Origin of the sequence: Salipaludibacillus sp. HK11, assembly GCF_047795645.1 — a bacterium.
In the GTDB taxonomy this organism is placed as follows: domain Bacteria; phylum Bacillota; class Bacilli; order Bacillales; family Salisediminibacteriaceae; genus Salipaludibacillus.
Map to the genome: position 1 here is coordinate 3,195,042 of NZ_CP181045.1, position 13,027 is coordinate 3,208,068.

Annotated in this window: 7 protein-coding genes; 2 read left to right on the forward strand and 5 right to left on the reverse strand. The window is 38.4% G+C overall.

The genetic code is table 11. The features are described from left to right. The first annotated feature begins 304 nt into the window (after positions 1-304). The gene (locus tag ACM26V_RS15145) at positions 305-4,906 is read left to right on the forward strand and encodes a hypothetical protein (protein ID WP_416147562.1); all 4,602 of its coding nucleotides are present in this window, start codon (positions 305-307) and stop codon (positions 4,904-4,906) included. A gap of 418 nt (positions 4,907-5,324) precedes the next feature. Here ACM26V_RS15145 and ACM26V_RS15150 read toward each other — a convergent pair whose 3' ends face one another. The 5 genes from ACM26V_RS15150 to ACM26V_RS15170 all read right to left on the reverse strand — a co-directional run bounded on the left by ACM26V_RS15150 (position 5,325) and on the right by ACM26V_RS15170 (position 11,110). Next, complete coding sequence (locus ACM26V_RS15150; RefSeq protein ID WP_416147563.1) at positions 5,325-7,268, reverse strand: FtsX-like permease family protein; 1,944 nt, start codon at positions 7,266-7,268, stop codon at positions 5,325-5,327. Further along, the gene (locus ACM26V_RS15155; protein WP_416147564.1) at positions 7,258-8,019 is read right to left on the reverse strand and encodes an ABC transporter ATP-binding protein; all 762 of its coding nucleotides are present in this window, start codon (positions 8,017-8,019) and stop codon (positions 7,258-7,260) included. The genes ACM26V_RS15150 and ACM26V_RS15155 overlap by 11 nt, the downstream gene beginning before the upstream one ends. A gap of 103 nt (positions 8,020-8,122) precedes the next feature. Beyond that, positions 8,123-9,130 carry a sensor histidine kinase gene (locus ACM26V_RS15160; protein WP_416147565.1) on the reverse strand — a complete coding sequence of 336 codons (1,008 nt, stop codon included), beginning with the start codon at positions 9,128-9,130 and terminating at the stop codon, positions 8,123-8,125. Continuing rightward, positions 9,127-9,816 carry a response regulator gene (locus ACM26V_RS15165; protein WP_416147566.1) on the reverse strand — a complete coding sequence of 230 codons (690 nt, stop codon included), beginning with the start codon at positions 9,814-9,816 and terminating at the stop codon, positions 9,127-9,129. The genes ACM26V_RS15160 and ACM26V_RS15165 overlap by 4 nt, the downstream gene beginning before the upstream one ends. A gap of 142 nt (positions 9,817-9,958) precedes the next feature. Continuing rightward, complete coding sequence (locus tag ACM26V_RS15170; RefSeq protein WP_416147567.1) at positions 9,959-11,110, reverse strand: PrsW family glutamic-type intramembrane protease; 1,152 nt, start codon at positions 11,108-11,110, stop codon at positions 9,959-9,961. Positions 11,111-11,740: 630 nt separating this feature from the next. Here ACM26V_RS15170 and ACM26V_RS15175 point away from each other — a divergent pair. After that, entirely contained in the window at positions 11,741-12,973 is a 1,233-nt protein-coding gene (locus tag ACM26V_RS15175; RefSeq protein ID WP_416147568.1) for an AraC family transcriptional regulator, read from the forward strand. The last annotated feature ends 54 nt before the right edge of the window (positions 12,974-13,027 follow it).

Genomic DNA, 13,027 nt, shown 5'->3' on the forward strand with positions numbered 1-13,027 from the left:
CCGGCTCCCCTATCTGTGTTATTTTTCAAAGATGTTTTAACATTTTTATTATTGTAAAATTCTAATAACGAATCTAAGATGTAATAGATATATATAATACATCTGAATTTCTGACTTAATTTACATACCTCCTAGAATTTACTTCTCATACTTTCTCTACATTTATAGTGACATACCAATATAATCATTTAAAAATGATAACGGTTTCATTTCATTAAAAATGTTACCGCTTACAAATTGCTTTTTTAAGGGGGTGATAGAAAAGATTTGTTTGCACATTTTATCAAAATGGAGGAGTGTCAGAATGGTAAAAAAGAAGCTAACAATATTTATGGTGTTTTTAATGTTTTTTTCATTATTTGCTAGCAGTGGTGTCTTTGCCAATGCAACTACTTTAAATGAAGAAGAAAGTGAATTTCCAACTTTCAATTTTGACTTTGGAACGGAGTCAAGCCCTGTAGCAGAAGGATATACGAAGGTATCTGAGTTGACTGAGTATTCTAGTGAAAAAGGATTTGGGCTTGAATTAGTGAGAGCAGGAGATTCGCGAGATCAAAATGATCCTAGTGACCTATTAAGAGACTTTGTATTAGCAAGTGGTAATACCTTCAAGGTCGATGTACCAAATGGAGAATACGAAGTTTTAATAGTGACAGGATCCCAATTTGACAATAATCGAACAAGCTATTCACTTCAGGGTGACGAGGTGAAAGGCGGGGATCGTTCAGGAGCAGGAGAATTTATCACTTATGAGGAAGATGTGTCTGTTGAGGATGGCCAGGTAGCCATTAGTTTTTCAAACGAATGGGCACGTATTAACGCTGTTCAAATTGTTCCTTTAGGTGTAGAAGAGAGTACTGATGAACCCGTTCACTATCAGTTTGACTTTGGATCAGCAACAAGTCCTGTAGAAGATGGGTACACACAGGTGGCTAGTGATTTAGTTTATGAGGAAACAATAGGATATGGACTTGATCAAGTTGTCGATAGCCGTAATAGAGAAGGACCTGATGACTTAAGACGAGATTTTACGATTTTCACTGGTAATTATGAATTTAAAGTGGATTTGCCAAATGGTGAATATGATGTGCACATCATATCCGGTGATGAGGATGCTGGAAATCGTACTGGTTTTATTATTGAAGGGGAAGACAAAGGCAATACCCATGTAGGATCTGGAAATTATATTGAATTTAAGGAAACTATTACAATAGAAGACGGACAACTAAATATTGAAGTAACGAATGACAGAAGAATAAACGGCATTGAAATTGTACAAGTTGCTGATGAAGAGGGTAATCCTTTTGAGCCAACAGAGCCGGCGGACCCAACGGATCCATCAGAACCAACAGAGCCATCGGAACCAGAACTAATCCATTCTAAGTTTGACTTTGGTAGCACGTCGAGTCCAGTAGAGGATGGATATTTACAAGTCACAAATACAATGGTTTATTCCGAAGAAAGAGGCTATGGACTAGATAAAGAAGTGGGTTATCGTGATCGTAGTGGACCGGATGACTTAAGACGAGATTTTACGAACCATGATAGTAATTATGAATTTAAAGTCGATCTACCGAATGGTGAATATGACGTGCTTATCATATCCGGAGATGATGCGGCTGCAAATCGTACTGGTTTTATTATTGAAGGGGAAGATAAAGGCAATACTCATGTAGCATCTGAAAATTATATCGAATTTGAGGATACCATTACAGTAGAAGATGCACAGCTAAATATCGAGGTGACAAATGATCGCAGAATAAACGGAATTGAAATTGTACAAGTTTCCGTTGAAGAAGAGGCGCCAACGCATCCAGATGAACCTTTTTATCTTATGTTCGATTTTGGTAATGGTCCTGTAGCAGACGGATACCAACAAGTAACAAATACGACGCTTTATAATGAGGAAATAGGCTACGGCATAAATAAAAATGTAGCAGAAAGAGATCGAGGAGAGCCTGACGATTTAAGGCGAGACTTTATTTTAGATGGTAATTATGAATTTAAGGCTGATATTCCTAATGGTGAGTATTTCGTTAGAATTATTGCCGGTGACACTATTGCATTTAACAGATCTAGCTTTATTGTTGAGGGGGAAAACCTTGGTAATGTTACATCTGGTGCTGGGAGCTTTGGTGTTTTAACTCATACAGTAAATATCACTGATGGACAACTTAATGTTGAAATTGGTGAAAATGGAAGAATTAATGGATTAGAGATTATGACCTTGACAGAGATTTCTAGTTTAGAGGTTTCAGACCTCTCTTTTTCACCAGAGACGGTTCATCTAAGCTGGGATGAAGATAGTTCCGCTGCAAGCTTTAATGTATACAGAAAAGAAGAGGGACAAGATAGTTTTACTCTAATCGGAAATACAACTGAAGCAAGTTTTGACGATGAAGATGTTCAATTAGGTCATACTTACACTTATGCAGTAACAGCAGTAAATGAATTTGGTGTCGAATCGCCAAGAAGTAATGAGGTCACGGCGGCCGTTGTGGATGAAAGTGTTCAAGCACCAATTAGTCCTGACGGATTATCAGTGGGAGATCAATCGCAAGGTGAAGTGACATTCTCATGGAACGGTGTGGACAATGCTGTTCGTTACCATGTTTACCGGACGCGATATAATCCTGAGGATTTTCCGGATACAAATATTTTTGAGAGAATTGGAGAAACGGAACACCCAACGTTTACAGATGAAGATATTTTCTCACCAAATCCATATTACTATGTGGTAAGAGCTGTAAATGAAGGTGGAATCTCAGAAGCATCACATGTTTTAGAGGCACAAGAAAGAGAAAAACTAGAATTAAGAGTGTGCGGTGCTGGGGAATTTGATGCAGAAGTAATCGAAATGGAAGATGGTTCATGGCAGGTGATTAACGATGACGTCATCTATACTGGACACGACATGCTTGAAGCAATGCAAACAGCAGTCGACAGCCTAACTCCTGACCGTACAACACAAGAAAGTGTCGTTGTTCGTGGTTCTGGAACAATTCCAACAAATGCGTCACTTGATTTACCAAGTCATACTTCTTTCGAGGTATGCGGAACTATCCATGTCGAAGGGCAAGGTGAATTTGATTATGATAACCATCAGGCACCTGTTCGAATTAGATATGCGGAGAATGTTTCTGTTCCGTACTTAAATTTAACAGGAAGCCCTAACTTTGGTATTTACGTACGTACATCAGAAGATATTCACTTAGGTCAAATTGACTTAAGATTAGATAGTGGACTTGGAATCCGTATCGATAGTCGTGATGATGACTCCGTTTACGGTACTCGAAATGTTCAAATTGATAATGTGTACGTTTCTGGAACAAGTGCTCATGGAGTAGAAACGTATGGTGTAGATGGTATTAGTATTGGTACTGTTACCGCCGTAAATACTGGTTACTCTGGTGTGTTATTGAATGATACGATTAATGCAGATGTAGACGCCGTATACGGATTTGGAGCTGGAACCGGAACGGGCTATGCTGCATTCCGAATGGCAAATAGAAATGGTCATATTGATGATGAATACACGACCAATAACAGGATAGGTGAAGTCGTTGCCCGTGGTGGTGGTAGAGGAATCTTTAGTGTATCTCGCAGTGGTGGCGCTGTCATTGAATATGTTGACATTGCAAACACTGGAAACAATGCTATCCTCCTAGAGAACGGCTATAACATTGCAATTAAAGGCGGTATCGTTGAAGGACCAAGTGGTATCCGAATTGCAGCACGTGATGACATGCCTAACAATTCTGATATTCTTATGGAAAACCTAACTGTACGAAATTCAGAAATTGTTGAATCGCCATGTGGAGATAATATTGTGTTTAGAAATATAACTTTGGATAATAGTACAGCGAATATTTGTAGTGAAATAGAAGACGCAATTGAACCTGAGGATCCAAGTGATCCTGGTGATGACGAACCTGGTACTGATCCTGGTAATCCCGAAGATCCTGTAGATCGACCGGAAACATTTGAACCAAATGAAGAGGGGGTCGTTGACTTTAATGAGGAAAACCTTGTAGAGTCAAGTACGGTCACTGTAAAACTAAGTGAAGGTCGGAATTCAGTGACATTTAATGGATCAATTTTATCAAGTAAAAATGTTTCTGTGAATTTCGAAATAGAAGATGAAAATGGTAAGATTGTAAAAGTTACTATTCCAGCAAACGTTTTTGAAGGTGTAACAGGCGATGTAACGTATACAGTTTCAAAAGTGAATAAAGATAATATAACAGATGGAGATAAAGTGAAAAGCAATGTATACCAATTTACACTTGAAGGCATGGATACTTCCAACTTTGCTGAAGCAGTTACAATTGAAATACCTGTTGACTCACAAGATAATCCTGACAAGTTAGTCATTCGTTATTTCAATGAAACTAGTGAGCAATGGGAGGATATTTTAGATAGTGTGTCATATGATGAAGAAAGAGAAGTAGTTATTGGAAAAACAACACACTTTAGTATTTTTGCGGTCTTTGAAGAATCTGCTCAAGACTCTGGAAATGGTGAAGCAGGGACCGATCCTGGAGATGAACCAGGAACTGATCCTGGTACCAACTCAGGCGATGGTGATACAGACCCTGGAGAAAGTGACACAGGTACCAACTCAGGCGATGGTGATACAGACCCTGGAGAAAGTGACACAGGTACCAACTCAGGCGATGGTGATATAGACCCTGGAGAAAGTGACACAGGAACCGACTCAGGTGATGGTGGTACAGAACCTGGAGAAGGCGACACAGAAACAGTTGTAGGGGACCAGAAATTACCCGAAACTTCAACAAGTATGTATACAATGCTTCTCTTAGGATTAGTTTTACTCCTTATAGGAACTGCAACATTCTTAATCTCACGTAAAACGGGACGAAGGAACTGCACTCAGAATATTTAACAATTAGAATTTGGATTAAGAGAAGAGTTGGTCTGACTCTTTAACACATTAGTAAACACAATTCGAAGAGGAAGGGATCGCACTTGCGATCCCTTCCTCTTACTTTTGGAGCATAGTAACTAGGGGACGGTTCCTTCGGTCAGGGAATAATCCCAAATCAAAAGCTGTCCTCTAAAGCATAATATAAAGTACTTCACTTCTCGAGATCAAATTAGTGTCCACATATTTTATCACACTCATCGGGAGCCGGCAATACAGACAAATAGCCATGCCTGAAGTTCTATTCTTCACGCATGGCTGTTTTCTATTTTTCACGATACTATTCGACAAAAACCGGAAAGTGCCCCCATTCTTTATCGACCATAAGACCCGTCCCCGCGGTCATTTTTCGACCACAAGAACCGTCCCCATGGTTCCTCTACAAGCTTCGTCCTATAACTTGCTTATAATAAAGCACAGACAGGATGCCAAATATTGAGTAAAGTGCTGCATACAAGCCCATGACGATGAACATTGGTGTCCATAGCTCTGTGCCGAAAAAGAACCAGCCCGATCGGACAGCAAAGTAGCTGTGCATTAGGCCAAATACAAGAGGGATACCGAAATTGAATAGCTGCTTTCCAACTATGCCTTGCAAAAGATCTTTTTTCGTGAAGCCTAGTTGTCTTAGGATTTTGTAATTCGGTTGTTCTTCGTCGCCTTCTTCTACTTGTTTAAAATATAGAATACAGCCTGATGTAATTAAGAAGGTGAGACCGAGAAACCCGACAATGAACATAATAACGCCCATATTCACTTTTTGCTGTTCCGCTTCTGAGAATTGAGAACTATTGCCGAAATCTTGACTGAACGGCATGCTGTTAAAAAGCTCATCAGCTTTTCTCACTGTTCCTCGATCATCTAATGAATAGCCAATATAAATAGATGAGTCTAACTGAATATCTGGATTCATGTCATTAGAGAGTGTTGTAAATGTGGCTTCATTCACAATAGATGTAGGCATTCCACCTGTAAAATATAGAGGTAGTATGCTATCTTCTAATAATCCTAAATATTCTTGACTAATAGATGTTGCGGACCCATGAAAAATAAGTGTTCCAGAATCTTTCAAGTTTAGCAGTGCTTGCATCGCATCACTAAATCCAGAGAATATCGTCTCGTCTTCATGTACATGAATGTCTTCAACATGTCGGTCACTAATAACAGACATGGTCATCATGCCTCCATCAAATTGAAAGGACTCCATATCTCTACCCACAATCTCTTCTATATCAACTTCCACTTGAATCACATCAATCGTTTGTTCCGTGTAGGCAATCCCATTTTCACTTAATTCCTCCCCGAAAGCCTCTGCATTCTCTTTTGTTACAAATGTGAAATCAGCAGGAGAAGTGCTCTCAGCATTTTTTTCAGCTGAATAGTAGGAGATATAGCTTAAGGATAGCAGTCCGATTGCAAGGGCTGATACGGTCGTAATGATTGTAAGCAGCATCGCATTTGATTTCATACGGAACATGATGGAGGATAGTGACATCACTTGATTAATGTTCAAGTATCCGCCTTTATTTTTTCGAATAATGTTGGCAATAAAGCTCACAGAACCTTTATAGAAAAAATATGTCCCAATAATAACAGACGCTAAAATAAAGAGCATCGCTAAGAATAAGTTGTTCATCGACACGACACTGTCATCAAAAAGTCTCGCCGATACAAAGTAACCAGTCGCGATTAATACGATCCCAAAAATACCAATCAAAATTTCTACGATCGAAACCTTCTTGACTCTTCCTTCCGTTTTACTCTTCACACGGAAGAGGGACAAAATGCTTTGGTGCTTAATAAACAAATAGTTCATCAGCATAATTAAAAGATAAATACCACCGAAAACGAGCAACGTCTCGACGAAGGCATTAGCCGAAAAATAAAGAGAAGCAACAGCTTCCAAACCAGTAATTTTTAATAAAATCATCGCTACTAATTTTGAAACGGCAAAGCCGACAAACGTTCCGATTAAAAGCGAGCCGAAATATAGCAGAAAGTTTTCAGCACTCAAGATCATGAAAATACGGTTTTTAGTCATTCCAATGAGTTGAAATAAGCCAATCTCTTTACTACGCCTTTTGATGAATAAGGTATTTGCGTATAAAAGAAATACAGTCACAATCGCGATAAGGAGTACAGATGCCGAGCGGATAGCTGCTAATCCTCTCATCGATTCCGATGCATCATCCATTGAAGGGTCATATTGCAAGGTGACGAAAGCAAAGTAGAGGGCGGCACTAAAGATGAGAGCAAACACATACAAATAATAGCTCTTTAGGTTCTTTTTAAAGCTGCGGAAAATAAGCTGATTAATGCTCATAGTGCACCCCGCCTAACACTCCTTGCGTTTTCATAATATCTTTTAAAAACGCGTTGCGACTCTCTTCTCCTTTGTTCAATTGCGTATAGACTTGACCATCTTTAATAAAAATAACCTGGCTACTGTAACTTGCTGCAACAGGGTCGTGAGTCACCATCACGATCGTTGCTTTTCGCTTTTCATTTAATTTGCTTAATTTACCAAGTAAATCAGACGCTGTTTTTGAATCAAGCGCACCAGTCGGCTCATCAGCAAAGATGATACTTGGCTCGTGTATGAAAGCCCTCGCAGCAGAAGTTCTTTGTTTCTGCCCGCCCGATATTTCATTTGGATATTTATCCGCTACCTCTTCAATTCCAAGCTCGGCAGCGACGATTTGAAATTTCTCTAGTGCCTCTTTTTTTGCAGTCTTGGTGATCGAAAGTGGTAATAAGATATTTTCTTTTACTGTTAACGTATCAAGTAAATTATAGTCTTGAAAGATGAACCCTAAATGATGTTTTCTAAATTCTGCGAGCTTCTTTTCCTTGCTTTTCGTTAGATCCTCCCCTTCGATTATTAACGAACCATGGCTTAGTCGGTCAATCGTGGATAACACATTTAATAACGTCGTTTTCCCAGATCCTGATGCGCCCATGATCGTTAGAAATTCGCCTTTTTCAATGCTAATATCAATCCCTTTTAACACTTCTTCTTTCGTAAATTTATTACCATAGCTTTTTTGGATTTTTCTAGCTTCAAGAATATTCATATCTAAATTCCTCCACTTGTTAAGATACCCTTATTTTATAAAGTTTTGCAGATAGAGTCCTTCGATTCTCCTAACAAAAAAGCAAAAGCGAGTGACATTATTGTCACACGCCTTGAATTTCGAGAAATCGGTTCTCTTTTGAAAAAGTAAGGGTAAAGGTTGTCCCACTGCTGATAATTGACCGAACAGAAATATGAATGCCAAGTGGGATCGCTGCCTTTTTTGCTAAGTACAAACCCATCCCTGTAGCATGTTGATCCTGATTTTTGCCTGTAGAGGTAAAGCCTTTATCGAAAATTCTTGGCACATCACGAGAATCAATTCCCCTGCCATTATCTGCTACAGTTAAGATTGTTTGTCCCTTTTGGTCTGTCGATTGTACCGTAATTTCAGAACCTTCTTCGCTGTATTTCACGGCATTTGTTAAAAGTTGACGGAGAATAAAGGCCAGCCATTTCGTATCAGTGAGCACATGTGTTGAATGTAATTCTACATCGAAGCCAATTCCCTTTTTTAAACACCAAGACCTTAGCGTACGAATTTCACTATATAGCAGGGACTCCAGTTCGACGTTTTCAATGAACAAATCATTTTCAATGAAAGGTATCCGCTTTTGATGCAGCTGTTGATCAAGCAAATAATAGATTCTTAACCATTCATACATAAGCTCGGATTTTAATTGCTGATCTTCCGTACGGTCAATGATTAATCGCAGAGCTGTTAATGGTGTTTTCACCTCATGAATCCAAGCAAGCAAATCATCCTTCTCTTCTTCTAGGAGAAGCTGATTCGTAGAAACATCTTTTGCTAACTGTTCGATCGGAGTAGTGATTTGCTTATAAATGAATGATTCAAATGGACTGTTCGGTTCAGGAAGACTCGTAATATCCGTCGTAGAATCCCGCGTGTCAAGCTCTTTGAAAAATGACGTCTCCTTGAAATAGCGATGAACGACAAACAGGATAGAAATCACGAGTGATAGAAAGACATAATAGAACATAGAGTCAAGCGAAAGAGACGGGTCTAGGTATGCCATCAATAAAGAAAGCAGCAGTAAAAATACAACCAATATCAACCAGCTTATTCTCTCCATCACGAATTTTCGAATCATTTTGTCACCTGCTCTATCGCAATATAGCCTTGACCAACCTTCGTTTCGATACCACTCCCAAGTCCAATTTCAGCTAGTTTTTTGCGAAGCCTGTTTACATTGACCGTTAACGCATTATCACTAATAAAGCGCTGATCATCCCACAGCAAGTTCATTAAATCTTCTCTGCTGACAATCTTATTCTTCCGTTCAACAAGCAGCTTCAAGATATATATTTCATTTTTCGTAAGCTCGATCATTCCTGTTTCATTTAATACACGGTTTCTCTCGATGTCAATCGTCGCACCCATCCACGTCTTTAGAACGGAAGAGGTTGTACTGTAATTATAGACACGACGCATAATCGCTTGGATTTTTGCGACGAGCACTTCAAAGTGAAAGGGCTTCTGAATGAAGTCATCTGCACCTAAATTCATCGACATGACCATATCTGTCGGATGATCGCGAGAAGACAAGAAGATAATCGGAACATTCGAATGCTCACGGATCATCCGACACCAATGGAATCCATCATATTTAGGAAGTTGGATATCGATAATCACTAATTCTGGCCGGGTCTCAGCAAAGCTCTCCATCACTCTTTGAAAGTTATCAATCCCATACACGTCATATTCCCAATCTAATAGTCGATCTTTCATCTCTTTAAAAAGAGTCTCATCATCTTCAATTAATAATATTTTAAACAACGTAGTCACCTACACTTTCATTAAAAGTATAGCAAAAACTTTGGGAAAAAGGGAATGATGGGAAAAGTAAAACTACCGGAAAGTAAAATAAAATACAAACAAACTGCCATGCGCACATAGCAGTTTGTTACTTATCACTGTATCATTCGACAGACTTCGGGGAGTGATAGGCACCCAATCTAGAAATTTGTTTCAATCCTGCATTTATGAAGGTGAAAATGAAGATCCAGGCGACCACAATCAATACAATGTATAAAAAGTAAAATCCATGCAAAAAATAAAGTGGACTATTCCAAATCGCATGGAGAATTATCGGTACGAGAAATAACCGAATGAACCTAGGGTCTGTAAAATGATTTTTAGTGAGTGGTTGATCCCCTTTTACATAAACAAGTGCAGCACCTGAAATCGCAGCCCAAACGACATGTCCACCTACGGAAAGCCAAGCACGGTCAACAATAATTGCCTGCATCGCTTGATCACTATATATCCATCCATAATTAAAGGCATATCCTGCCGTTTCAAAAGCTGCAAATCCTGCTCCTATAGCAGCCCCAATTAGAAGTCCATTTAAGATAAACTTCACATTCAATTGTTTAATAAAATAAGCGACAATAACTAACTTACCAACCTCTTCAATGACTCCGACCGTAATAGCACCAGCATAATCCAATTGATAAACTGGAAAGAAAGAGAAAATAAAGAGAGTAGCAACTAAAGAAGCCACACCACCCACAAAAAACATCTTCACCACTTCAAAAATACTTATATTTCTCGGAGCATTCGTTTCCCAAAAGAAAATTAGCAACGAAAAAGGAACAGCAAACGCTCCAATCATCATTAAACCTGGTACGGCGTTGGAATTTTGGAAAGTAAACGTGCATATGTACAATAAAAGATATGTAGCAGCTAATATCAAAAATACTCTTGAGAACAACCACGGTTTCGGCCATGATGCTGATATTTCACTTTCATCAGGAGTGGTTAAAGAAGTTCCTGTTATAAAGAGCACTTCCCCTTCTTCCTTTGTATGTTTTTTTAACACAGCAGAAAAAACATCGCTTAGTTTTAAATCTATGTTTCCTTTTTCACCTACCATGCTGTTCACTTTCTCTGTTGCTTGGAAGAAGATCCCTTTCACTTGATCAGAAAAATGAGTCGCAGGTACTTCCTTGGTCGCAGAAGTTTCTCCGCCGACCGTCGTCTCCTCTTCAAATTTATTACCACAGTGCCCACAAAAAGCAGCATCTTCGACTCTTTCTTTCCCACATTCAGAACAAAACCGAGCTTTCATAGCTATACCTCCAACTTTATTTGATCAATCCTAATTTAAAGAAATCTATTGATTTTTAAATTCTATGAAACTTTATTAATAATAAAGGCACCTTGCCCGTATTTGTTTAGCACTTCCTATGCCGTGACATTAATAATGTGTCTATTATACTATATCACACATAGATATAGTCTTTTTTCTACAAAATACTAGAGGTACACAACAAACAAACATCCATGCGTGAAGTACTCCTCAAGCATGACTGTTTTCTCTTTTATTATTCGACAAACATCGCAAAGTGCCAGGCAACAGGTCCAAGGCTCATCGAAAAATAGTATATTTGTCTAATATTAGCGTTTTTTGTTGTTATTCATCACTTTTATTTTAATATTATGACAATAATACTTTTGCATAATTGGTATAATGAACCGAAGGGACTGAACCGAAGGGACGGTTCCGATGGTTCACTTTCGATAAATCCAAACCTCATTAGCTTGTTAGATTCGTTTTTCTATTAACTAGAGAGTATTTAATACTCAAGTTTATGCAAAGACGAAACTGTGTCTTTTGAAGGTGAGATCACTCTTTGGCCACAAGAACCGTCCCCCTGGTTACCCCTGGTTACCCCTGGTTAGAGGAGATGTGATAACAGTGAGTAAAAACAACTATTATTTTGAAGGATTTTTAGGTAATGAGAGTTCATTTCCCTTTTTTGTTGCTCTCGATCACCTGACAACTCCTATACCTCCCCATCGGCATGATTATCTTGAGATAACTCTGGTTATATCAGGATTTGGGAAAGAAATAATTAATGGTATAGAACATAATCTCGCACCGGGTACATTTACGTTCATGACCCCCTGGTACATACATGAAATTATTCCAGATACTAATCATCCTCTTGAATTATACAAATGTAATTTCGGTGTAAATATGCTAGTGGAAGACCAACAGTATGAAGAACTAAATCATCTTGTTTTTGACAATTTATATGAAACTCCTTATATTGATATATCAACTACCGACACGGCAAAAATAAAAGCTATTTACGAAATAATGCTTGATGAATTAAATCATGTCCACCTATGGAAAGATCTTTTCTTCAAAACAAAAATTATTGAACTATTAATTCATTTTGATCGATTTCGAAACAATAAAAATCGAGAAATGCCCTCTCCAGAAGCACCAAATACAGATACAAATATATGGAACATCATCCATTTTATCCATGCTCATTTCAGAGAAGACCTTACATTATCGAGAATCGCTAAAAAGTTTCATTTTAATGAATCCTATTTAAGCGGCGCAATTAAAAAACATACAGGACAGAATTTCACAGATTTATTACACGAAATAAGAGTGCGCAATGCCTGTGCCCTTATTACATCCTTTGATATGTCAATTACCGAAATAAGCCATGCCGTCGGTTACCGCTCACCGAAAACATTTTTTCGCGTATTTAAAAGCATTAAGGGGATTTCCCCTGATCAATTTCGCAAAAATGACCTCACACAATATCAGCCTAATCCTTCCAATGTCATCACAATGCCTTCTTGTTCTGGGCTCGTCTGGCGGATTATTTACCATATGCATCTGTATTACATGGATGAATTGACATTAAGAAAAACGGCAGCTCACTTTCACTTTAGTGAATCACATATAAACGAATATCTTAAACGCTATACAGGCCAAAGTTTTAATGACCTTTTACACGAAATTCGTATTTGGAACGCTTGTATTCTTTTTTCTACCACTACTATGTCAACAACTGATATCGCTTATCAAGTTGGTTATAATTCTTACAAGACATTCTACCGCACCTTCTCGAACGCAAAGAACATGTCTCCTGAAGCTTTCAGAAAACATACAGAAAAAGACGAATAGGCCTCTACCTATTCATCCTTAAATAATCATATAGGTTGACTCCCCAACAACTTT